The sequence below is a fragment of the Chryseobacterium nakagawai genome (genome assembly GCF_900637665.1).
Taxonomy (GTDB): Bacteria; Bacteroidota; Bacteroidia; order Flavobacteriales; family Weeksellaceae; genus Chryseobacterium; species Chryseobacterium nakagawai.
Genome location: NZ_LR134386.1, coordinates 3,889,846 through 3,913,197 on the forward strand (window position 1 = coordinate 3,889,846; position 23,352 = coordinate 3,913,197).

Here is a 23,352-nt window from a genome sequence, read left to right on the forward strand (position 1 = left end):
ACTTTATTTCACTCGCTTCATTGAAAAAGTTTGCTTACGCTCCTGTTCGTTTTTAGTTCCTGATATTTCAGCTACTAAAGTGTTCGTGTCAGTGTTGGTATAAGAAATGATTTGCGGAAAGTCGTGTTGCAGATTTTCAAATATCATTTGATTTTCCGAAATGAGTTTGGCTGTAAAACGTACAGGTAAACCATCATTCTGATTTTTGACTGTCGGAATATAAAACAGCACTTCTTGCTCTTGCACCAATCGTATGGTTTCAAAAACAATGGTGTCTTTGTCTTTTACGATATAGCTCATTCCTGAAAGTTCATTGTCGCTTATTTTTTTCCACGTTTCGTAAATAGTACCTTTCAGGGTCTTGTTCTCCCAAGTTCCGATAAGCCATTGTGTTTTTTTGATGTCATCTGTCTGTTTTATAGTCCAAGCACAAATCAAGAGCAAACCGATAACAGCGATAAATAGTTTTGTTCCTGTCTTCATCGTTTTACTGTGCTGAATGTAGTCCCAATTTGTTTCCTTCCGTGTCAATGAATAAAGCGAAGTAGCCCATTTCAGGACTGATTTCAGTTTTTGGAACGATTACTTGTCCGCCATTTTGTGCAACTTTGTCAAGCATTGGTTGCAAGTCGTTACCTGCATTGAGATAGAGAACAGCACCGTCTGTTGTTGGTTTGTAATCGTTACCTTTTACCAAAACCACGTTTACCGTACCTTCGTCGTTCGGTAAAACACCCATTTGATTTCCGTCCATTTCCATTTCTTCAATAGCAATGCCTAAAACAGTTTGATAAAATTTTACTGCTCTTGCAAAGTCTGTTACCGAAATTTCTACAATTGAAATTAAGTTGTTCATATCATTTACTTTTTTAGTTTGTATATTTTCTGCTTTTTCTTCTTTGTTTTTTGTGTCGTTGCAAGCCAAAAAGCCAATTGCAATCAGCATTACAACACTTGCTATAATCCTTTTCATCTTATGAATTTTAATGCAAAGTTAAATTGCGTGAAACTCACGAAATAGTAAAAATACGACACACTAATCGTTCGTGTAAAAAAGAGAAGATAAAATCATTTGTTCTTTTCCAAGAAACTCTTTTGGCGTTATACCCGTAAATTCTTTGAAGTCTTTAATGAAATGGTTTTGGTCATAATACTCGCTTTCGTAAGCAATTTCGGTAAATGTTCCCGTCTTTTGGTTGAGCAGTAGTTTTAAGGCGGTTTGCAATCTGACAACCTTTCCTAACTGTTTTGGGCTCATTCCGATTTGTTTCAAAAATTTCCTTTCGAGCTGTCTGCGTTTCGATAAGTCTTCTTTTAAGATAGCTTTGATTGGCGAACTTCCGCTCGTTGCAATAAGCGTGTTAACGGTTGATTTTACAATACTGTCAATTGTAGATTTTTCGTTGAGTTTGTCGAATAGAAAAGTTTCGATTATCTCAATTCTTTGTTGTGTGTCGGTTGCGTGAATGATTTTTTGCTCCAGTTCATTGGCTGTTGATTGCCCGAAAAGTTCAGCTATTGGTGTTTCTTTGTTTTCTAAATTTTTAAGAGGTGTTTTTATAAAGTTGGCAACTCCATAAGGATAAAAACGAGTTGCAAAACAGTGAACATAACCGAAAGGCTGGATAATGAATGGTTCGGTGATTTGCCCTACGACTATTGCTCTTGGCTGAATAATAAATTCATTTTCAGAAGTATATCGTTTTATGTCATCTCCCAATATAAATATCAATTCCATACAGCCGTCAGGAACAATCCTTTGTTTTTCTGAACTGTATTCGGCAGGCACTTCCAATGTCCAATAACATTTGATAAGTGATGTTAAGTCTTCACTTGGTTGATAGGTTTGATAGTTCATTGTGTTATTGTTTATACATCATTGCAAAATTAATAAATTAATCCGCCTGTATTTTTAATTACGCAAAATCCTGCCATTCAACGCCAAACCATTCAACTTCCATAAACGCTTCTGCGATCGGCCCTAAATTTATGGTTCAGGTAACAATTCTAAATAAAATTCTATATGGATACACAACAAAAAGACCTATCGTATTTCAGATTACGACTACGGGAACTACTGTATGCCAGTTTTCCTGAAAAGGCATACGACAACAAGTTTATAGAACAACGTTCATCGTGGGCTGCCAATGCTTATGAAGGTGCTTTTCGTTCAGGAAACTCCATCGACCAGTGCGATGAGATCGCTAACTACATCCTGTTTGAAGGCTTACACTTCTCCAGGTTCGACACCATTTTTCAGGTGGTATGCAATGAGTTTGACACCATAATGGCAGACGAGGAACTGCGACCATTCGCACTTAAAATGCTCCCTGTTTGTGAGCCTGTTTTCTCCAGCTATGAACTAAACGATGACTTCGCAAACGGTCCTGAGTTTGACCTGCTCTATACCGAAATAACCGGAACCATCGCAATCTGGATAGAGGAAAATGGGCTTCAATAAACGCCAACATCTCCAACTGAATATTGATGCCCTGCGAATTGCTTTTAAACTGGAAAAGGAGAAACGACAAGCCACCGTAGGCGAAAGACTGCTAATGATGCAATACAGCGGATTTGGTGGTCTTAAATTCGTGTTGAACCCCATAGCGAACGAAATAGACATCAATCATTGGAGAAAAACAGAACACGACCTTTTCCCGATTACGCAGGAACTCCACCAGTTACTCAAAGAAAATTCAGAAGACGAAAAGCAATACCGCAGGTATGTGGATAGTATGAAAAGCTCTGTTCTGACGGCTTTTTATACACCGCCACAGGTAATAGATGCGATTTCCGTAACCTTGCGTGAAAGCGGTCTGAACATTGATAAATTCCTCGAACCATCCGCAGGTATCGGCTCATTCATACAATCCATTTCAGAAAATCGAAAAGCCAGTGTTACTGCCTATGAAAAGGATTTGCTCACAGGCAAGATTTTAAAACAGCTTTATCCCGAAAGCAATATCCGTATAAGTGGTTTTGAGGAAATTCCTGAAAAGGAACAAAACAGCTATGATGTTATTGCCAGCAATATACCGTTTGGCGATACTTCCGTTTTCGACCTTTCCTATTCCCGAAACAGGGATAGCGCAAAAGTACAGGCTGCCCGAAGCATACACAATTACTTTTTCCTGAAAGGTGCTGATATGCTCCGTGAGGGCGGTTTGCTGGCTTATATTACTTCACAGGGCATTCTGAATAGTCCTAAGAATGAACCCATACGCAGGGCGTTGATGCAGGATAATAATTTGGTTTCGGCTGTTCGCTTACCCAACAACCTGTTTACGGAATATGCAGGTACGGAAGTCGGAAGCGACCTCATTATACTGCAAAAAAATACGGCAAAACAAAATCTGACCGAAAGGGAAGATCTGTTTTGCCGAAGCAGCCAAACAGAATACAATACACCGGGCAATGCACTCTTTCAGGACAGCACAAGAATTGTGCATACCGACCGTAAATTAGATACCGACCCTTACGGGCAACCTGCCCTAATCTATACGCATAAAGGCGGCGTTGAAGGGATTTCCAAAGACCTCAAACAAATGCTTTCCGAAGATTTTGGCAAGCACCTGAATTTGAATTTATACAAAGGCGAACGGGACGATGAGCCAGTTATCCAAATTCCAGTTGAACCAAATGTTACACCTCCAGTTATTGAGCCTGTAATCATTCAGCAAAAACCGCAACCTGTACCCACGCCCGTAATCCATCAGGAAAGCCCGCAGGAATTAAAGCAACTAAGCATTTTTGACCTGTTTCAAAATATAGACGAGCCTGTAATGGTTCTTGCTCCGCCCAAAAGAACGACAACAACCAAAAGACAAAGCACGAAAAAAAGAAGAGGTACAATAGGTCGCCAGCCCGACCTGTTCAGTTCGATGCAGCAACCTTATAAACCTCTTATTACTAATAGAGCCACTAATGGAAATACATCAGCCAACGGCAAAAAACAGGAAGCTATCGGCGACCTGTTTTCAGGTTTGGGTGGGAATGGCCAAGCTGCTCAACCAGCCGTTCCCGATACCATTCCCGAACCTGCTCCGTATAGTGATAAACTGCAATCGTTCCACCGTAACAATTGCATTGTGGTGGATAATGGTTGGGTGGGTTATCTGCAAGATGTAGATACATCAGACGGTACGGCAGTATTCCACCCCTTGCAGTTACCGACCTCACAGAAAGCAAGAGCCGAAGCGTATATCGGGGTGCGTGATGTTTACCAAGAGCTTTACACCAAAGAGGCACAGCATCAGACTGAATACAAGGAAGAAAGGGAAAACCTTAACCGTTTATACGATGCCTTTGTTAAAAGATATGGCAACCTCAACAGTGCCGATAATATCAAGCTCATTAAAACGGATAGTTCCGGTAAGGAAATCCCTTATTTGGAGCGTGTTGTTGGTGGCGTAACCCACAAGGCGGATATATTCAGCCGACCTGTAAGTTTTTCTACCGCAACCATAGCAACGGACAATCCCGAAGAAGCATTAGCGGCTTCGCTGAACAAATACGGAAGCGTGGATTTGGACTATATGTCCGAAATCAGCAGTATGACCGATGATGCTTTGAAAGCAGCTTTACACGGTCGTATTTTCTACAATCCTCTACAACGGGAATATGAAATATCCGAACGCTGGATTGCTGGCAACGTAGTGGAGAAAGCCGAGGAGGTACGAACCTACCTCGAACGCAATCCCGATGATATCGAAGCCAAAGCAAGCCTTACGGTTTTGGAAGAAGCCCGACCAAGACGTATCGAATTTGAGGAACTCGATTTTAACCTCGGCGAACGCTGGATACCCACTGGCATTTATGCCCGTTTTGCTTCACATCTTTTTGATACGGATGTACTCGTTCATTACTCTGAAAGCTCTGATGACTTTTCAGTAAAGTGCGAACGTAAGAATTTGCATATATGGGAAAAATACGCTGTCAAAGCAGAAAGCCGGACGTTTGACGGGATTGCCCTGCTCAAACACGCCCTTGTCAATACCACGCCTGATATTACCAAGAAAATTAAGGTTGACGACCAAGAGGTCAAAGTGCGGGATATGGAAGCCATACAAATGGCGAACACCAAGATTGACGAAATCCGTACCGCTTTTACCGAGTGGCTACACGCCCAAAACGATGAGTTTAAAAACAGGCTGACCGACCAATACAACGACACTTTTAACTGCTTCGTCCGACCGAACTATGACGGAAGCCATCAGGACTTTCCGGGCTTAGACCGTAAGGCATTGGGCATTGAAGATTTGTATTCCAGCCAAAAGGACACGGTTTGGATGATAAAGCTGAACAACGGTGCTATCTGCGACCACGAAGTAGGTGCAGGAAAAACGTTGGTTATGTGTACGGCTGCACAGGAAATGAAGCGTTTGGGACTGGCACACAAACCGATGATTATCGGGCTGAAAAGCAATGTTCACGAAATTGCCGAAGCCTACCGCACTGCTTACCCACACGCTAAAATCCTATTTCCGGGTAAAGAGGATTTTACACCTCAAAAACGCCTACGGATTTTCGGGGATATTAAAAATAACGATTGGGATTGTGTAATCCTCACACAAGACCAATTCGGAATGATACCACAATCGCCCGAAATACAAAAGGAAATACTCGAATTAGAATTGGACAGCGTAGAGCGAAACCTCGATGCATTGCAATCGCAAGGCAAGGAAGTTACCAGAGGTATGCTTGCCGGAGTAATCAAGCGGAAAGAAAACCTCGAAGTCAAACTCAAAACCCTGCAACACGATATTGAAAACCGCAAAGATGATGTGGTGGATTTTAAGATGATGGGCATAGACCATTTGTTTGTGGACGAAAGCCACCAATTCAAAAACCTGATGTTCAACACAAGGCATACAAGGGTTGCCGGCTTGGGCAATGTGGACGGCAGCCAAAAGGCATTGAACCTGCTTTTTGCTATCCGCACCATTCAGGAACGCATCAATGCGGATATGGGAGCAACTTTCCTTTCGGGAACGACCATAAGCAACTCATTGACGGAACTATATCTGCTGTTCAAATACCTGCGACCAAGAGCATTGGAAAAACAAGGCATTCATTCTTTTGATGCGTGGGCAGCTATTTATGCAAGGAAAACGACCGATTATGAATTTTCTGTTGCTAACAACATTGTAGCAAAAGAACGTTTCCGATACTTTATCAAAGTGCCGGAGCTGGCACAATTCTACTCGGAAATCACGGATTACCGAACGGCAAAAGATATAGGCATTGACCGCCCCAATAAGAACGAGGTATTGTATAACATACCGCCTACTCCAGACCAGGAAGAATTTATCAAAAAGCTAATGGAGTTTGCCAAAACAGGAAATGCTACCTTATTAGGAAGAGAACCTTTATCACAAAGCGAAGAAAAAGCAAAGATGCTTATCGCAACTGACTACGCCCGCAAAATGTCGCTGGACATGCGTATGGTAAGTAGCAGATATGAAGACCATCCCGATAACAAAGCTTCGCATTGTGCCGCAAACATTGCCAAGTATTACAGCCAATACCACGCACAAAAAGGAACGCAATTCGTTTTCTCGGATTTAGGTACTTACAAACCGAATGAATGGAATGTGTACTCCGAAATCAAACGCAAGCTCGTGGAAGACCACAATATACCTGCGAATGAAATCCGTTTTATTCAGGAAGCCAAAACAGACAGGCAACGTAAGGCACTTATCAAGGGAATGAACGACGGTACAATCCGTGTGCTGTTCGGCTCAACGAGTATGCTCGGAACAGGCGTAAATGCACAGAAAAGGGCTGTTGCCGTTCATCATTTAGATACGCCGTGGCGACCGTCCGACCTTGCCCAGCGTGACGGTCGGGCAGTCCGCAAGGGCAATGAAATTGCCAAGCACTTCAACAACAATAAAGTAGATGTCATTATTTACGCCGTTGAAAAATCGCTGGATAGCTATAAATTCAACCTGTTGTTTAACAAACAGCTTTTTATCGACCAATTAAAATCCAATAATCTCGGCAAACGCACCATTGACGAGGGCAGTATGAACGAGAAATCAGGAATGAACTTTTCGGAATATGTGGCAATCCTGTCGGGAAATACTGACCTGCTGGATAAAGCGAGGGTTGAAAAACAGATTGCCGGATTGGAAAGCGAAAAGCAAGCGTTTAACCGTTCCAAGTATAGTGCTAAATCCAAATTGGAAAACTATAAGGAAGAATTTAACGCAGCTCAATCACGCCTGAACCGAATGACAACGGATTGGGATAATTTACAACAACGCATACAAAAACGGCAGGACGGCATAGTTTTAAACCCTGTTCAGTTAGACGGCTTATCGTCCAACGCTAATGCAAAACAAATCGGTACAAAGCTCAATGAAATTGCAGAAAAAGCCCGAACAGGCGGGGATTATCAGGAAATTGGCAGCTTGTACGGCTTTCAGCTTATCGTCAAAACGGAAATGTCGGAAAAAGACGGCGTAGATATTCGGGTAAACCGATTTTTCATACAGGGAGAGGGTAACATTAAATACAACCACAATTTCGGGGTAATTGCAAAAGACCCCGAAACCGCCTCTTTAAATTTTTTAAGGGCATTGGAAAAACTGCCGTCGTTTATTAAAAAAGAACAGGACAATATTGCCGAGTTCCAAAAAGATATTCCGATACTTCAGGAGGTCGTTAATGGTACGTGGTCAAAGGAAAACCGATTGAGTGAACTCAAAACGGAATTAGCGACTGTTGAGCGTAAGATACAACTATCTATCGAACCGGAACAAAAACAAGAACCTGCGGAGCAAACCGAAAAAAAGCAAGAAACACCAAAGATTTCAGAAAGTATTATTCGGACAAAAGGCGTTCATCTGCCACGAGGGGTATTATAAAATATTACCTCTCGTCTTGTTCGTCCATTTTCTTTATCAGAGCTTCACACAGGCTGTCGAGGAATTTGGTACGGTTTATTTTTCGGGCTTTCAATTCCATAAATGTATGATAGAAATCGCCCAAATCAATATTAAAGGCAGTTTCAAATGTTTTGGCAATCAATTTTATATCGGTATTTCCGTTGTTGAATACGCCTTGTGCGTAGAGTGCATAAATCAACTCGGTCAATGCCGTTTTACTTCCTGTCCAATGGAGTGAAGAACTATCAGATACCTTTTTATGATTGCTATTTAGCTGGTCTTCAAGATAAACTTGTATCAGGTCATTGGCAATTATTTTGGCGACCTTATAATCGTGAGAAGTGCAAAAACGGTGGTCTGCCTCAAAATAAAACGTATCCAACCACATCCTTATATCGTGTTTTCCACGAATAAAGAAATTTTCATCAAGAAAAGAATTGCCACTACGGTAATACTTGTAAAAGTCAATATTGTTGTCAAAGAATTTTTTGAGTTTTTTCAATTCTTTGTTAAGAAATTTCTTTATCCGCTTTGCACCATAAGGCTTTTTGCTTTCTATTTTATAGATAGCATTGTAATAAATCAGCTTTGAAACAATGACAGGTTTCTGATGTTTGAAAAAATGGATTTCCTCATCAGTATTTTTAAACCCTCGTTTTAAAACATACTCCTTTAATTTGGACAGGGTTTGGATAATAAGTTGAATTATGGCTTCAACTCGTTGTATCGAGCAATTATCTGCTTCAATCTCCAATTCGTTGATAGCCGTTTCCAGTTTATGTAGTGTTTCATTATAAAATTTATCCAGCATAATACCATTTAAAAATCAATTCTTTGATTAGTAGAAATATAAACATAAACTGCTTTGGGACTTAGCACAGTAAGGGCTTCCACCTGTGTTCTTAGCAAGGTCTGGATTTCATTAGCAGAACTGTTTATCATAGTGAGCACCTGAATATTATATTTCTCAATTATCTTCTTTAGCCCGTTCATTATATTTTTGGATAAGAGTATATCCAAACTTAGGTTGGTCTGATTAATCTTATTCAGCCAAGCATCTTTTTTAGCTACCGCCTCGTTAAACGATTTTTGGGAGTCTGCTATATGTATACAATGCACTAACCTGCCTTTTTTGTTGAAATCAACGGCGAGCTTTTTCAATAATTCACATTCTTCACTATGTAGTCGTACATCGAAAGCGATATTGTTTTCTATACTGAAAGTAGCTTTTTCCGGAACGATAATAATCGGCACATTGACTTTATAATTCTTCTCTGATATTTCCTGCCTAATTTGTGAATTGGATTTTATTCCGTTGGTGTCATATCCGATTATCAGGAAATCTATCGCGTTGTTCTGTAAATAGTTAATGATTGCGTCCGTGAAACTTTCCTTTGTCAGTCCGAAAGAAAGGTTTACTTCCGAAGTATTCTTATAGCTTTTTATCTGTTGATAGAACAGTTCTATTTCACGTTCTTTCAGCCCTTTTCTGAATTGATTGTTTTGTTCCGGTTCAGCCGTATCTTCCAACACGGTTAGTATATGAACATCTGCATTGAACTGTTCTGCAAATGCTATTGCATATAAGAAAGTATTGTCTGATGTTGAATAAAAATCAACAGGCAAAAGAATTTTTGGTTTTATTTCCATAACAAATGTTTTATTTATCTTCTACATTATATATCAGCATTGCCGTTTCAGAAAGACGTAGCAGCCTTTTACTATGGTTTATATTGAACAATCTTTTCATAAAGGGTAATTGTCTATGTATGATGCTTAGGATATTGATATAGTTATCTTCTACATACTTTGTCAAGCCGTCTTCTATATCCGTATCAATAACAATATCCACCTGAACATCAAGACCCTCAAAATTTGTAAGCCAATGTGCTTTCTTTTGTTGTGCAGCCATAGCTTTTTCTTCTGTATCGACTATGTGTACACATTTTAAAGGTGTCTCTGACGGGGAGAGTTTTGTGGCAATCCGCCTGATAATGACACATTCATTTTCAACGAGCATTACCGCAACGGCAAACGCCCCCGTAGAGGTAAAAACGGCTTTTGCAGGCACTGCCAATATCGGTATATCAAAACCACTGTCAATCAGCCTTACTGCGTGCGAGCCGAACAGTTTTTTGTCTATAGTGTTATTCCCCGACGTACCCATTACAATCAGGTCAATTGATTTTTCTACGATATGGCTCTCAATTACATCTTGGAAATAGCCATTTTCAAAATGGAACTCTACGGGAACGTGAAGCTTATTGTTGTTATGAGCCAACTGCTCCAATTTTTTTGCTTCTGTCTTAAATTCGTTCCACTCATCATTTTCCAGCGAATCGTTGAACATCTGTGCCAAAGGGTGTACCCGATAGCGTTCCTCGTCCGTCTTCGGTTCAATAATAGGTGTAATATGCAGAATGTGCAATTCCGAGTTAAAATTATCTGCAAGCGATAGGGCATATAAAAATGCGTTCTTTGCTACTTCTGAAAAATCTGTCAGAAAAAGTATTTTTTTCATCTGTTTATTTTTATTGTTTTTAATGGTCAGATGGAATTTCGCATAAGAAAATATTCATTGTTTTGGGTATGGAAATGAATATTTTCTTATGCTTCATTTCATAATAATTTGTATTAAGATAAACGATAACCTTTGATTGAATTTCCCCGTATCGCTTTGCGGAACAGCACCACCCGTTTGTAGTGGAAACTTCCGTAAGAATGTGTAGCAATAAATATCAGTATAGGGACAATCAGCCAGGTTAATGTTCCCAATACGATTTTCCCGGAAGCCATTAACGCATTGAGGCTGATGTTTTGGTATATTGCCATTCCGTTCGGAATTTCCCCGGCATCGAGATACATCGAAATGTCGGTCAGACTTTGCCACTGTGACTGATAAGTTGCCCATCCGATAATTGCACTGCCTAATGAGGTAGCCAGAAAAGACCTTACCACAATTAATATAACCATTATTCCCATCATTTCATTCATTTGCAGGTTGAGGGTAGCGTAAAACCATAACCCAATGAACAGGATGCCCATTCCCAATCCTTTCAGTACCGTCGCATATTCGAGGTAGCGGATGTCCATCTGCGGTTGTATAATCAGGTAAAGACTTAATGTATGCAGAGCAAAACACACAAATCCAAAAGCGATATAATACTTGATGTACCATTTATTTTTAAAACCGAAAAATGCCAATATTCCCGCAATGACGATACCGGGTATCATCCAAAGATTGATATGTGCGTTAATCAGGTTATTATACCCTAATACACCAACTGTATATTGTGTATATACCGATGTGCTTGCCAGATATAGCCCGAGAAAGAACAATAATATGGTAGCGTGGATAACATTTTTCTTTTTAAATGCTCCGAAATCAATCATCTTTCGTTTGAGCGATTTCTGCCTGTATATCAATGCTACAAAAAGAACCACTCCGATAATCAATGAACCCGAAATGTAAGGCGAAATAAACCACCCCTGTTGTTTCATAAACACAAAAAAGTAATTAAGCGACATAAAGGAGGTTGCTATCAAAACAAGTGACAGCCAGTCTATCTGATACAGTGGCATTTTGAAACCAAATCGTTGGTTATGTTGAAAAATAAGCGATACTGCCGCAATTACAAGCATCGTAGCGGACATAAACATATAAGGTGTCTGCCAGCTACCATTGAACACCATTGTAGAAAAATAATAAGCCGAAAGCTGCCCAAATCCAATGGACAAGGGGTAGAATACAGCATAGAATTTTCCACGGTCTCCTGTCGGAGCAATGATGAACATAATGGGTAATACCATTTCTATCAGCGGAAACATCTTGAAAAAACCTATGAGAAAACTGCAACTTATCAGAACAACAGGACTATCTGTAGTACCGCACATATATGATAATATAGCAAGGATAATAGCTGACACTGAAATGATTTCTTTGGTACGGAAACGCATCTTGACACGCATCAGTATCATTATGGCGCAGCCCATACCAATTGTACCTGCGTTATTGGCAAGCGAGATATATTCCGTATAGGTAGCCATTGCTCCCGTAATATCCGTAATGACACTTGTATATACTCCGGAAACGGTCATCATCGAGAATAAGATCGTCAAAATCAGCAACAGCATCAAAGGTTTGGGAACCCAGCTTGCAAATGGACCTTTATTGTACATCTTCCTGTTATTTTAAGTTCACTTCTACATTCATTCCTGCACGAAGCAATTTCAAGTCTTCGGGTTTATTCTTATCTGTAAATTCAATACGTACCGGAATACGCTGTTGCACTTTCACAAAATTTCCTGTTGAGTTATCCACCGGAACAGCGGCATATCTCGCACCTGTTGCACCTGATACAGCGGTTATTTTTCCCTCAAATTCTTTACCGCCCAGTGCATCTACCTGTATTTTTGCCAAACCGCCTATCTGTACGTTGCCCATTTGTTTTTCACGGTAATTAGCCGTTACCCAAATGTTATTGATGTCCACGATAGTTCCAACCTGTTGGCTTGGGTTTAACAACTGCCCTACATTGACTGTTCTTCTTCCCATAATGCCATCGTGGGGAGCTGTGATAACGGTATAAGAAAGGTTCAGTTTTGCCATATCCAAAGCACTCTGCGTTCGTTTGATGTCAGCATCGTTCATTCCCAATCGCGATTGTACTTCGTTTACTGATAATTCGCTCGTAGTTTTAGAATTAATCACGGATTGATATTGCGAAATCTGGGCTTCCAACTGGGCTTTTTGTGCCTCGAAATCAGTCTTTATCTGGTCAAATTGCTGACGGGTTACTGCTTCGTCTGCCAAGAGGTTTTTGTAACGATTAAAATTCTGTTCCGCATTCCACAGTCTTGCTTTCGTAGCTTCTATATTCGCTTTTGCTGCCTGCACATTTGCTCCAACGGTATTTACATTGTTGGTCGCTGTTTTTACCGAACTGGATGTTGCGTTTTTAGAAGCCAAAGCCGACATATAAGTAGCTTCTGCCTGTCCTAATTGAGTTTGTATTTCACGGTCGTCCAATATCAATAATGTATCACCTTTTTTCACATATTGATGTTCCACAAAACGGATTTCAGTGATATAAGCCGAAACCCTTGTATTTATCGGGTTGATGAACGATTCTACCTGTGCGGCATTGGTGTATTTGTCGTTCCCGACATTGAAATAGGATTTTACCACAAAATAAAGTCCGCCCAAAACCAAAATGACTATCAAAATATTGATGATTTTGGTCTTTTTTTGTTTGGTTTTCTGCTTGTTTACCTTTTGCTTTTCCGCAGATTGTCCAGTCGGTTGCGGTGTGTTTTCCTGATTGTTGTTTTCTATATTTTCTGACATTGTTTTATCTTTAAGTTTATCAATTTATTATAAATTTCCGCTTTCTTTTAATAATTTGTAGTACGCATAAACGATGCTTATTTCCGAATTAGCAAACTGTAACTCTGCGTCTAATTTCTGATTACTTGCATCAATCAAATCCAATAAAATAGCCAACTGGTTGTTGTATTTACTGTTCATAATGCGATAATTTTCATCGGATAGTTCTTTGTTTGTTTCAAGTGTATTGTTCTGAGTAACGGCTTCATTGTATTTAATGTAAGCGGCATTTACAGCAACGTCAATCATCTGTTCAGCTTCGTTTGCCTGTGCAATGGCTTTGTCTTTTTCAAAACGCACCTGTTTGATTTTTTTAGGGGTTTTGTACAGTGCGTCAATATTAAAATTCAGTGAAAGTCCGGCACTCCATCCGTTAGTGTACATATCCAGAGCAGGCGTTGATGTAGTAATCGGACGTGCCAGCTGATTTCCTGCAAATGCAGATAACGAAGGCATCATTTCTGCACGGGTTATCTTTTCGGAGGTTTCATAAATATCAACTGCCTTTTTTGTCATCAATATGGTTGGATGATTTTGTGCGAATGCTCTGTAATCTTCCATCAATAAAGCTTTAGGAACATTGCTAAGTATGGTTTCGTCGGGCACAATCTGTGTATTTTCGGACAATCCCAAAGCGGTGGTAAGCTGTTTATTGAGAATTTGACGGTTATTTTCTACGACCTGTAAAGCAAGTTTAAGATTAGACAATTGCAGTTCGCCGCGGATAACATCATTTCTCGTAACCATTCCCTGATTATAAAACTTATTGATGTTTTGCAAGCGTTGTTCCGCCAATTGGATATTCTGCTGATATACTGATTTTTGGTTCAGTAGTTGATACAAATCCAGATAGTAGCCCAACACCAAAAGTTTGATGCTTTGTTCGTTCGACTGATAATTCAGCTCTGTTAATTCTTCTTTCAAAGATTGGGCTTTGATACCATTTTTTACCATTCCGCCTTTCCATATCAACTGACTGGCATCTATCGAAAAAGTATTGCCGAAATGTGGCATATCTACTCTTGTGGAATTGGAAAAATCCTTATCAATAATGTGGGCATCCCCAAGATAATATCCTTGCAAAGCCGCATTCAAAGTAGGGAGTTGTGCGTTTTTAGCAACTTCTACATCTTGCTTTGCTATGGCAATATCTGTTTTGGAAACTTTCAGATTCGGATGATTTTCTTTGGTCAGCTCAAATAACTCTTTAATGGTTATCGTTCTTTCTTGACCTTGCTGGGCATAGATTGTTTGCGAAAAAACAAAAAGCCCTAACAATAGCATAGTGATTTTTTTCATTTTGAACTTGTCATTAATTACTTAAATATTACTTGGCAAAGTTCTGAATGAAAGGGTCTTCATAAAAGGTTAGTAATTCACAAAAAGAGGTTCAAACGGTATGTTGCTAATGCTTTCCGAAACATACCAATAAAAAAGGCAACCCACAAAAGACTGCCCTTGCATACCATTTAAGGATAAATGTGCAACTATTTTCTATTTATCCTCGGATTGGATATTTTTATAGTATTCTTCTTTTAGATGTTCAATTTTCTCCTTTAGTTCTTTGTTGATTCTTTCAGGAAATGTTTTCAGTTTTTTCAGTTGAAACGCTAATACAATACTTACAATACCTGCAAATATGAAAGACAAAGCTGTCATTACCACTAAAGAGATTCCGGCAAAGATTGGATTGACAATCAATAAAAATGAAAGGATGATACCGAGTACGCTTACAATTGCCAGATTTCCCCAACGCAACACGCCATAGTTTTTCAGCTCAAAAGCGAAACCAAGCCCCTGAAATGACCGGAACAATAAGCTGAACCCAATAAAAAATGGCAATGTGGTAGCTGCAACGACTGGTTTGGTTATCAATATGACACCTATCAGCAGTGTGAATATTCCGCTTGCCAAATACCAGCCCCAACCGTCTAACTCGTCCTTGTTTTGTACGGAAAAGAAAATTTCCATAATGCCGCTTGCCAAAAACGATATACTGAAAAGCATAACCAATGAAAGATAAGCAGATTCAGGGACTGTAAACAGATAACCGCCCAATACAATAAATAATGCCCCGATGATAGCAGGTACATACCAGTGCTTTATGGTGTTTCGGATTGTTTTAAAAAATATTGCCATAGACTGTCTTTTTAAGATGTAAATTTTAATACTGATGCAAAGTTCGGGTTTGCAGGACTTTCAGTAAAGGTTTATAATGCCTAAAAAGAGGTTCAAACAGTATCTGCACAGATTAAATACTACTATTAAAGGAAAGGGTGTGTTCGATGCTAAATGGCATCGACTAATTTATTCGTTTTCTTGAAATTAGAGGGGCTAAGTCCTGTGTGCTTCTTAAAGAATTTGCCAAATGCGTATTGGTCAGAAAAATCAAGCTCGTTGGATATTTCTTTAATAGAGTTGTCGGAATTGAGCAGCAGGATTTTTGCATTGTTCAGCAATGCTTCGGTAATAAATTTGGACGGTGGCTGATTGGTTATTTCCCTGACGGTATTGGAAAGGTATTTGGAAGAAATCAACAATTTGTCGGCATAGAATTTAAGCTCTTTTTCTTTCATGAAATTTATGCTTACCAATTGCAGGAACTTCATCGTGATGCTTTCTTTTCTTGAATTTTTAAGAATGTTTATGTCCTTTCCTTTTCCCTGTAAAAAGTCTCCCACCAAAATATACACCAGCGATGTGAATAAAGACAGCTTTATCTGCTGGCTAAACGTGATTTCTTTTTCTTCCTGATTATAATAAAAAAGCTGTTCACATAAGTTGAGTATATGAGCAAAAGCATTATCTGAAACTTTCTCAATATTATTGTTACTGCTGCGAAGTGCTTGCTGCATTTCATATTTATTGAAAGCAAAAGAAGTTTGATTGTTTAGCTCATCCCTGTCTATTAAAATAAAATATGCTTTCACATCATCTGTAAAGGCATTTACCTTATATACATTATTGGGTATTATCATACCCAAATTTCCTTTTTTGTAGTGATGTATCAACTCATTGGATTTGATGCTGATGCTTCCCTTTTCAATGATAACAATAGTAGTCTTTTGGGGGCTAAAAGAGTCCCCTAATTTCACTTTCCGTAATAATGCACGTTCTGTAAATACACTTATCATCCAATGGTTGTTGTTAAGTTAATCAGATATTGAGCGTTACCGTAAAAATATAAAAAATAAATTTTAAAGGTTTAAGGTAAAATCGAATAATCGCTGAGTATAAAATACAAAAGTAAAAAAAGTATACAAATTTAGCCCCGAAAGGCTTTAATTTAGTATTCACAAAACTATATTCTATGATGATGGCTTATTCATCAAACAACGTATCCCGAATGGTCTTGTTTGATTAATAAACTATCCCTCCTGCACCAAATGCTGTAAGTTCGGGTCGTTCTTGATACGCTCCATTTCATTTTCAACGATATGCAGAATGTGCGATTTTATCTGACGGTAATTGCTTTCAATCTCCTGTTTCATTTTATCCTCGCCCTGCTCATCTACAAAAGATAAAATCTGCGGTATATTTTGATATGCTTTGGTTTCTGCGGAAACTCTTTCATTATCTACCACGATTTCTGCGTGAAATATTTTTTGCTCGATACGTTCATCGAAGTTATCCGATACAGAACCGACAAACATCCCCTGTGTTAAGGTTGAAATTTTGGAAGCCGGAATAAGGCTGTCTAATTGCGTAGAAATAGAAGTTGATTTATCGTTACGGTTAATAGTCATACTTTGGCGTTTCTGCAATACTTTCCCGAAGCGTTCTGACAGGCTCTTTGCGGTTTCTCCAACAACCTGACCGGAGAAAACATTACCTACGGTATTCTGAATAACCTTGCTCTCTTTGTCGCCGTAATCACGTGTTAATTGCGAAAAGTCCTGAAAGCCCAAGCATACAGCCACTTTATTACTTCTCGCCGTTGCGATAAGGTTATCCAGTCCCCTGAAGTAAATCGTAGGCAACTCATCTATGATAACGGAACTCTTTAGCTGTCCCTTTTTATTAATCAGTTTTACAATCCTCGAATTGTATAAACCCAAAGCTGCGGAGTAGATATTTTGGCGGTCGGGATTGTTGCCCACACACAAAATTTTCGGCTCTTTCGGGTTATTGATGTCCAGCGAAAAATCATCGCCTGTCATAACCCAATACAACTGCGGGCTAATCATTCTTGACAATGGAATTTTAGCCGATGCGATTTGTCCCTGTAATTGGTCTTGTGCTCCGCCTTGCCACGCATCCATAAAAGGCGATAAGTAATTTTCCAAATCGGGATAGGAGGTTAAAATCGTGAATACGTCTGAATACTTTTTATTTAGTAATTCTATGGCGTGTGGGAATGTACAATATTTGCCGTTATCATAGATTTTCAGATACCAAATAATGGCTGCCAATAGAATAATCGGGCTTTCCACGAAGAAATCCCCTTGCTTCTGTATCCACGACCTGTTGAGGTTCAACATTATGGTATAAGCCGCTTCGTAGGCATCCGAAATATCCGTCATAAAATCGGGATTAAGTGGATTGCAACGGTGGCTCTTGCGTGGGTCGTCAAAGTTTATCACGTAAAATTTCGGCTGAACTTTGTATTTATCCCTGTTCTTCAGTAGATGATTGTAAGCAATCGTGGAAAGGTCGTCGAATTTGAAGTCGTATATATACATACTGAAACCTTTCTCAATCTGTTGCTTGATATAGTTGTTTACGATAGCATAAGATTTACCGGAACCGGGTGTTCCCAGCACAATCGTTGCCCGAAAAGGATTGACTACGTTTATCCAACCGTCATTCCATTTGTTTTTGTAGTAAAACTTCGTGGGTAGATTGACAGAATATTCATTTTGCATCAACCTTGTTTCCTGCTGAAAACTTTCATTTTCGTTGTTGAAAACGTCGTCCATCAGGTTGGTACGGAGCAATCGGCTCATCCAAACACCTGCCATTAGCAAGGCGATATATCCTAACGAAATGGTAAGGATATAGAGAAATGTACCGATTACCGGAGGTAGCTTTAATAAAGGCGTATTCAGAAAGAACAGCACAAAACCAACGCCCAACGCCACGTAGATTTTGGTCCACGTTATTTTTTCATTCTTTACGCCCTTTGTTCCCAAACAGCTCAAAGCCAACAAAACCAAAGCAAAGGCTTTGGTATATAGGGTATGCGAAAACAGCCCTGCCGTTCGCTGAAAATTCCCTAATATTTTGTTGATTATTTCCAATGTCCAGCCACGTTCCAAAAAGAAACCGTAGCAAAACCAATAAAGGTGCATCAGTACCAATAGAATACTCACTGCCCGCATAAATGCCATTATCTTGGCAAGCCCTCTTAAATCGTCTTCTCCCTGCATTTTGATAAATTTTAAATGTTCGGGCGTGAATTTATGGGCTGTATAGCGTGGCTATATGAATGTGGCAGGCATTGGCAGTGCGTGGCAGTGTTTGGCTAAATACTACTGCTGACCTCTTTTTCGTTTCCGTTTCTTCTTCATACGATTGGCAAAGTCCTGTTCCTCGTAATCTTCTCCCTGTGCTTCGGGAATGAGCAAACCGCCAAAGGCTTCTATCAGACCGTCCTCGTGTTTCGGCTCTATGTTGAGGAAGTCGAAGAAATGGTGCGGTTTTTCCGCAGGCAGTTCCTCCGCATGTTTGGTCGTAGCGGATTTTTTTTGTGGCTCGGTCGGCTCTTTAATTTTCGGTTTGATGTCGTTGTTCCAATAATCATTAAAGGTATTGGCAGAAAGTTCCTTTGCTAACCGTGAACCGTTCCAAACGGTTTTAGAATTGTGGTCTATAAAGGTCATTCCATATATACGAGCTGTATCGTTCCTGCGTACCACCACGTTAATACCCTGTTCGCCTAACTGTTTTTTAAAAACCTGTTCGTTGTTCGTGGATTGCAGGGCAATGGTAACGGCAGACTTTAAGGTCTGTTTGGCGGGGGTGTCTTTCAGGGTTGTTTTGCATTTCGCAAAATGCAATTCCAAAGCCGCAAGCCCTGCGTTCTTTCCGAAAAGCGAAGCCTTGAACGGATGTCCGGCTCTTTCGCCTTTCTCGTTTAAAGGAGCATACACTAAACCCTGCTGTGTCTTGCCGTGTAACTCGCCCTCTATTTTTTCAGTGGTAATATTGAATAGGGAAAGCAAGGCGTTATACTCCCCCAAAGTCTGAAATTGGTAATAGTTCGACAGGTGTCTAATGACCGAAGCAATCTGACTTTTTACATCGCCTGCTCGATAGTCCACCGGACGGAAAACCTTATCGTTCTGATTACGCTCTTTGTCCGTGGCAGGTATCAGACCGTGTTGCCTTTCCAACTCACGGCATACATTCATAGACCGTACTTTTTCAAATTTATCGGAAATCTTTACGCCCTGTTCGTCCACGCAGACTGATACAATATGGATATGACTGCGGTCAATATCCGTGTGTTTGAAGACTACAAAAGGCTGTTCGCCGTAGCCCATCTCACGCATATACTGCTCCGCCATTTCCCTATATTGGTCATCGCTTACCTTATCATTCGGGTCGGGATTGAGCGAAATATGCAGGGTATGATATTGCGTATTGCGATTTGCGATGAGGTACGGCTCAAAAGATTGGGCTAATTGTGGCACAGAATATTGTCCGCTCGGTGTTTCAATAATCTTGTTCGTAAACAGAATTTTCCCGTTTTCTTTCTCCACTTTCAGGTTATTGTACGCCAATGCACCGTACAGATTTTTGCTTCTTCCAATTTTTGCTATCATTTCTAACACTGTTTTTTCAGATGTTTAGCTTCAAATTCTTCGGTTAGCTGAATGATTTTCTGACACAACATTGCCATTTCAACCGTCTGTTTTTCCAATTTATAGAGGAATGCAGCGGCTTTCTTTTCCGAAAAATGACGGTACAACAACTTCACAATCTGATTGTAATTGACACCTATTGACCGAAATTGGGTGTGAAACGAAGTTAGTCGCATATAAAAATCAACCGTTCCTTTATCAATTTTAACTGACTTCATTTCGTTTCCGAACACCTGCGAGATGATAAATTTTGCCTTATTGGGCATTCCCGATGCTTCAAAAAGCGATAAAAGTTTAGCGTTTTCCTCGTCTGTCAATCGGAAAACGTGGCGGTGGGTGCTGGGGTTGAGCTTTGGCTTACGACCGCCTTTATTCTGTTTTCTCTTACTGTTCTCATTCATCACTAATCCATTTATAATTTACACGAAAAACCGACTTCGGAGGTTTTTTATGCCCCCTGCAAAGGGCAAGTTGTTTTGAGGCACTAAAAACGTTTTTGAGTGCCTCAAAACACAACTTGCCGTGTTCCGGTGAACACAAAAATCCGCCCTGCGGGACGGATTGGATGTAACAGGGAAAAACGGCTTGTTGCCGTTCTGCTTAGTGTCCATTTTGTCAAGATGCTTTTGCATAAATCCGTTAATAAAAATCATTTTACAAAGTAAAGCCCTGCCCGTAAGAGTATTGCAATGCAATACCCGGACAAACTCTGCCTTTGAGTGCCAAACACTGCCACACTTCCAAACTCGAAAAAATCAATCGCTTTATTTGCCTTATAGTTTTAAGGCAGGTAGTAAAAAATGTAGTTAGACAAAGAAGAAAATAAGGATTACATAAATGCTGTTGGCAATAAAAGCATAAGGTTTTAAAAGCATAAAACCATAAAAGTGTAAAAGCATAAAAGCGGTAAAGCATTTTGTTTTCTGCACGGTTTACAACCAGCCAAAACATACACCTGACAAGGCTGTAAGGAAAGCAAAAAACGATACAGGAACATTCCCAAAAAGCAATACAGGAATATGGAAAAAAGGGAATATACCAATACACCAATATTCAAACCTGTAAAACAGGCAAAGTGCGTAACAATAAATTTTTAAATAATGGAAACAAAGAAGAAAACCTTAAAAATCAGCTTCTCCACCCAAAAAGGAGGTGTGGGAAAATCTACGATGACCACCTTATTGGCGAGTGTGCTTCACTACCGCTTAGGTTTTAATGTGCTTGTATTTGATTGTGACTTTCCACAACACAGTCTGACCAATATGCGTGAACGGGATAAAAAGACCATAATGCAGAATGACTACCATAAAAAGTTGGCAATGAAGCAATTCCAAACTATCAACAAAAAGGCATACCCGATTATCAAAAGCAAAGCTGAAAATGCTTTGGAAATGGCATCGGAATACGTAAGCCAATCGGCAGTTGCACCTGATGTTATTTTCTTTGACCTGCCGGGAACTGCCAATACCAAAGGGGTATTGACAACCTTGAAAATGATGGATTTTATCTTTTCGCCCATTACCGCCGACCGCTTGGTAGTGGAAAGCACATTGGGCTTCACAAAAGCCTTTCTTGAACTTCCGAAAAACATTGAAGGCAACGATCAACAAAAACTGTGGTTGTTTTGGAACCAGGTGGACGGCAGGGAAAAGACAAGTTTATACGAGGCATATCAAAGTGTCATTAAAACACTCAACCTACCCATAATGGAAACCAGGATAATGGACAGCAAGCGTTTCCGAAAGGAAACGGATGATACAGAAAGTTATGTGTTCAGGTCAAGCCTGCTACCTGCCGAAACTCAGTTGATGAAAGCAACGAAAATGGATTTGTTCGTTGAGGAATTTTTAAAAATTACTCATCTATAAAAGCGAAACCATGGGTACAGATAAAAATGATTTTAAAAAGCCTGATGTTGATGAGGATTATCTGATGAACATTATCAGTGGCGATGAGCCTGTTACTCCAAACCAGAAAAACCAGCAACAGGAAGAACCAAAGGAAATCAAGCCTAAAGCCAAAGAAAAAGCCCGAAGCAGTTCGTCTAAAAAAGCGGATTACGAGGAAACGTTTCTGGTCAACCGGTTTCCGTCTGGTCGTAGTGGTAAGGTAGTTTACATACGTCCTGAATACCACGAGAGATTGCTCCGCATTGTGCAATTAACGAGGGAAGAAAAAACAACACTCTACTCGTACATCGATAATATTCTTGAACATCACTTCAGAGAATTTGGGGATGATATTACCGATTATTTCAATGAACGTTTTAAACCCATTTTATAATGAAGAAAAATAATAAAAAAAGGAATGTTGTTACAGACAATGGTATTCCCGAAGTAATGAGAGATCAAGCGCAAAACAGCTATGAACAGGCATTTCTGCAAATGGATATTGAGCAGAAAAGAGGCAGTAAAAGCATATACCTAAGTCCTGAATATCACGAACGACTAACACGAATAGTTCAAATCATTGGCAACGATAAGATACCCTTGTTTGCCTATCTCAATAAAATCCTCGAACATCATTTTAACGTGTATGAGGATGCCATTACAAAGGAGTTCAAAGAAAAATACAAAGGACTGTTTTAAAAATTAGAGGTTATGGAAATAATTATTGTGATATGCCTGCTGATAGTCATCGCCCTGCTTTTACAGGACAAGATTGTCATTAAAAAAAGGTCGGAACAAAAACCAAAACAGGAAAAAATCAATCCGAACCTGCCCGATATTATGGGTCAGCCCAAGCCTGTAAGAAGCCATTCACGGCTAAACATTGCCAATGAAAGCCAAATAGAAGAACAAGAAATAAATCCCGATAATTTAGACATCGAATACGACGAGAATGAAATCGTCGGCATTCAGGTTCCGCAGGAAGAGCTGGACGAAGTTTTCAGCAATATGCCTGATTTGGACGAAGAGGAAGAAGAATGGAACAGGTATGGAATATCTGGTGGCGATGACAGTCTTGCTCAAGGGGTTACCTATGACGAACTAAGCTCCGTAGGGGCGTTGCTACAAAAAGAGAATTTGGAACAATCCCAAAAGGAAACAGCGGTAGCGATAGTTCAAAGATTACAAGGTACTGAATTATTCAGCCTGCTGGAAAACTCCATCGAGGGTGCTTCCCGAAAAATTGCCGAGCTTTTGGATAGCACGCTTACGACTGAAACGGAAGCCGGTTCTTCCACTTTGCGGAATAATGATTTGAGTGATTTTGACATTGGGGAGTTTGTGTAGACTTCCCTTTATCTTCTATAAAAACAGGGAAA

General features: G+C 39.8%; 20 protein-coding genes. 6 read left to right on the plus strand and 14 right to left on the minus strand.

Features of this window, described 5'->3' with window-relative positions:
- Positions 1-3 precede the first annotated feature (3 nt).
- From EL260_RS17510 to EL260_RS17520, 3 genes are all read right to left on the minus strand, one after another.
- Complete coding sequence (locus EL260_RS17510; protein WP_115169397.1) at positions 4-483, minus strand: DUF6265 family protein; 480 nt, start codon at positions 481-483, stop codon at positions 4-6.
- A 4-nt stretch (positions 484-487) separates the two neighbouring features.
- Positions 488-973 carry a VOC family protein gene (locus EL260_RS17515; RefSeq protein WP_115169396.1) on the minus strand — a complete coding sequence of 162 codons (486 nt, stop codon included), beginning with the start codon at positions 971-973 and terminating at the stop codon, positions 488-490.
- A gap of 63 nt (positions 974-1,036) precedes the next feature.
- Positions 1,037-1,858, minus strand: a complete 822-nt coding sequence (locus EL260_RS17520; RefSeq protein ID WP_115169395.1) for an AraC family transcriptional regulator — start codon at positions 1,856-1,858, stop codon at positions 1,037-1,039.
- A 165-nt stretch (positions 1,859-2,023) separates the two neighbouring features.
- On the opposite strand from EL260_RS17520, the gene EL260_RS17525 reads away from it, so the two are divergent.
- Both EL260_RS17525 and EL260_RS17530 read left to right on the plus strand, forming a co-directional pair.
- Positions 2,024-2,461 carry a DUF1896 domain-containing protein gene (locus EL260_RS17525; RefSeq protein ID WP_115169394.1) on the plus strand — a complete coding sequence of 146 codons (438 nt, stop codon included), beginning with the start codon at positions 2,024-2,026 and terminating at the stop codon, positions 2,459-2,461.
- The gene (locus EL260_RS17530) at positions 2,448-7,871 is read left to right on the plus strand and encodes an N-6 DNA methylase (protein WP_123856667.1); all 5,424 of its coding nucleotides are present in this window, start codon (positions 2,448-2,450) and stop codon (positions 7,869-7,871) included. The genes EL260_RS17525 and EL260_RS17530 overlap by 14 nt, the downstream gene beginning before the upstream one ends.
- A gap of 4 nt (positions 7,872-7,875) precedes the next feature.
- Here the strand turns inward: EL260_RS17530 and EL260_RS17535 are convergent, their stop codons facing one another.
- The 11 genes from EL260_RS17535 to mobA form a co-directional block, all read right to left on the minus strand.
- The gene (locus tag EL260_RS17535) at positions 7,876-8,700 is read right to left on the minus strand and encodes an RteC domain-containing protein (RefSeq protein ID WP_059333837.1); all 825 of its coding nucleotides are present in this window, start codon (positions 8,698-8,700) and stop codon (positions 7,876-7,878) included.
- An 11-nt stretch (positions 8,701-8,711) separates the two neighbouring features.
- A complete protein-coding gene (locus EL260_RS17540; protein ID WP_002978197.1) occupies positions 8,712-9,542 on the minus strand; it encodes a universal stress protein in 831 nt (276 codons plus the stop codon).
- Between the two features lie 10 nt (positions 9,543-9,552).
- Complete coding sequence (locus EL260_RS17545; protein ID WP_002978199.1) at positions 9,553-10,413, minus strand: universal stress protein; 861 nt, start codon at positions 10,411-10,413, stop codon at positions 9,553-9,555.
- Positions 10,414-10,526: 113 nt separating this feature from the next.
- Complete coding sequence (locus tag EL260_RS17550; protein WP_059333809.1) at positions 10,527-12,071, minus strand: MFS transporter; 1,545 nt, start codon at positions 12,069-12,071, stop codon at positions 10,527-10,529.
- 7 nt (positions 12,072-12,078) lie between these two features.
- The gene (locus tag EL260_RS17555; protein WP_002978203.1) at positions 12,079-13,239 is read right to left on the minus strand and encodes an HlyD family secretion protein; all 1,161 of its coding nucleotides are present in this window, start codon (positions 13,237-13,239) and stop codon (positions 12,079-12,081) included.
- Between the two features lie 27 nt (positions 13,240-13,266).
- Positions 13,267-14,577, minus strand: coding sequence for a TolC family protein (locus EL260_RS17560; RefSeq protein ID WP_002978205.1), 1,311 nt, complete (start codon positions 14,575-14,577; stop codon positions 13,267-13,269).
- Between the two features lie 195 nt (positions 14,578-14,772).
- Positions 14,773-15,417, minus strand: a complete 645-nt coding sequence (locus EL260_RS17565) for an HdeD family acid-resistance protein (RefSeq protein ID WP_002978206.1) — start codon at positions 15,415-15,417, stop codon at positions 14,773-14,775.
- 149 nt (positions 15,418-15,566) lie between these two features.
- Positions 15,567-16,412, minus strand: a complete 846-nt coding sequence (locus tag EL260_RS17570) for a helix-turn-helix domain-containing protein (protein WP_059333810.1) — start codon at positions 16,410-16,412, stop codon at positions 15,567-15,569.
- 234 nt (positions 16,413-16,646) lie between these two features.
- Complete coding sequence (gene mobC / locus EL260_RS17575) at positions 16,647-18,647, minus strand: conjugal transfer protein MobC (protein ID WP_115169391.1); 2,001 nt, start codon at positions 18,645-18,647, stop codon at positions 16,647-16,649.
- A gap of 102 nt (positions 18,648-18,749) precedes the next feature.
- The gene (gene mobB, locus EL260_RS17580) at positions 18,750-20,045 is read right to left on the minus strand and encodes a conjugal transfer protein MobB (protein ID WP_115169390.1); all 1,296 of its coding nucleotides are present in this window, start codon (positions 20,043-20,045) and stop codon (positions 18,750-18,752) included.
- Between the two features lie 2 nt (positions 20,046-20,047).
- On the minus strand, positions 20,048-20,485 hold the full coding sequence (gene mobA / locus EL260_RS17585) for a conjugal transfer protein MobA (protein WP_115169389.1): 438 nt from the start codon (positions 20,483-20,485) through the stop codon (positions 20,048-20,050).
- A gap of 699 nt (positions 20,486-21,184) precedes the next feature.
- Here mobA and EL260_RS17590 point away from each other — a divergent pair.
- Genes EL260_RS17590 through EL260_RS17605 form a run of 4 tightly spaced genes read left to right on the plus strand, consistent with a single transcriptional unit; the run spans position 21,185 to position 23,320 of the window.
- Complete coding sequence (locus tag EL260_RS17590) at positions 21,185-21,952, plus strand: ParA family protein (RefSeq protein ID WP_115169388.1); 768 nt, start codon at positions 21,185-21,187, stop codon at positions 21,950-21,952.
- A 10-nt stretch (positions 21,953-21,962) separates the two neighbouring features.
- A complete protein-coding gene (locus EL260_RS17595; RefSeq protein ID WP_115000118.1) occupies positions 21,963-22,367 on the plus strand; it encodes a DUF3408 domain-containing protein in 405 nt (134 codons plus the stop codon).
- Complete coding sequence (locus EL260_RS17600) at positions 22,367-22,672, plus strand: DUF3408 domain-containing protein (protein WP_059344617.1); 306 nt, start codon at positions 22,367-22,369, stop codon at positions 22,670-22,672. The genes EL260_RS17595 and EL260_RS17600 overlap by 1 nt, the downstream gene beginning before the upstream one ends.
- A 12-nt stretch (positions 22,673-22,684) precedes the next feature.
- Positions 22,685-23,320, plus strand: coding sequence for a conjugal transfer protein TraD (locus EL260_RS17605; RefSeq protein ID WP_115169387.1), 636 nt, complete (start codon positions 22,685-22,687; stop codon positions 23,318-23,320).
- Positions 23,321-23,352: the final 32 nt, after the last annotated feature.

Excerpts from the sequence above, each read along its gene's own strand:
- EL260_RS17555 (WP_002978203.1), bottom strand. The coding sequence starts at position 13,239 with ATGTCAGAAAATATAGAAAACAACAATCAGGAAAACACACCGCAACCG.
- EL260_RS17600 (WP_059344617.1), top strand. The coding sequence starts at position 22,367 with ATGAAGAAAAATAATAAAAAAAGGAATGTTGTTACAGACAATGGTATT.
- EL260_RS17595 (WP_115000118.1), top strand. The coding sequence starts at position 21,963 with ATGGGTACAGATAAAAATGATTTTAAAAAGCCTGATGTTGATGAGGAT.
- EL260_RS17510 (WP_115169397.1), bottom strand. The coding sequence starts at position 483 with ATGAAGACAGGAACAAAACTATTTATCGCTGTTATCGGTTTGCTCTTG.
- mobA (WP_115169389.1), bottom strand. The coding sequence starts at position 20,485 with ATGAATGAGAACAGTAAGAGAAAACAGAATAAAGGCGGTCGTAAGCCA.
- EL260_RS17545 (WP_002978199.1), bottom strand. The coding sequence starts at position 10,413 with ATGAAAAAAATACTTTTTCTGACAGATTTTTCAGAAGTAGCAAAGAAC.
- EL260_RS17565 (WP_002978206.1), bottom strand. The coding sequence starts at position 15,417 with ATGGCAATATTTTTTAAAACAATCCGAAACACCATAAAGCACTGGTAT.
- EL260_RS17530 (WP_123856667.1), top strand. The coding sequence starts at position 2,448 with ATGGGCTTCAATAAACGCCAACATCTCCAACTGAATATTGATGCCCTG.
- EL260_RS17560 (WP_002978205.1), bottom strand. The coding sequence starts at position 14,577 with ATGAAAAAAATCACTATGCTATTGTTAGGGCTTTTTGTTTTTTCGCAA.
- EL260_RS17590 (WP_115169388.1), top strand. The coding sequence starts at position 21,185 with ATGGAAACAAAGAAGAAAACCTTAAAAATCAGCTTCTCCACCCAAAAA.
- EL260_RS17515 (WP_115169396.1), bottom strand. The coding sequence starts at position 973 with ATGAAAAGGATTATAGCAAGTGTTGTAATGCTGATTGCAATTGGCTTT.
- EL260_RS17520 (WP_115169395.1), bottom strand. The coding sequence starts at position 1,858 with ATGAACTATCAAACCTATCAACCAAGTGAAGACTTAACATCACTTATC.
- EL260_RS17605 (WP_115169387.1), top strand. The coding sequence starts at position 22,685 with ATGGAAATAATTATTGTGATATGCCTGCTGATAGTCATCGCCCTGCTT.
- EL260_RS17550 (WP_059333809.1), bottom strand. The coding sequence starts at position 12,071 with ATGTACAATAAAGGTCCATTTGCAAGCTGGGTTCCCAAACCTTTGATG.
- EL260_RS17570 (WP_059333810.1), bottom strand. The coding sequence starts at position 16,412 with ATGATAAGTGTATTTACAGAACGTGCATTATTACGGAAAGTGAAATTA.
- EL260_RS17525 (WP_115169394.1), top strand. The coding sequence starts at position 2,024 with ATGGATACACAACAAAAAGACCTATCGTATTTCAGATTACGACTACGG.
- EL260_RS17540 (WP_002978197.1), bottom strand. The coding sequence starts at position 9,542 with ATGGAAATAAAACCAAAAATTCTTTTGCCTGTTGATTTTTATTCAACA.
- mobC (WP_115169391.1), bottom strand. The coding sequence starts at position 18,647 with ATGCAGGGAGAAGACGATTTAAGAGGGCTTGCCAAGATAATGGCATTT.
- mobB (WP_115169390.1), bottom strand. The coding sequence starts at position 20,045 with ATGATAGCAAAAATTGGAAGAAGCAAAAATCTGTACGGTGCATTGGCG.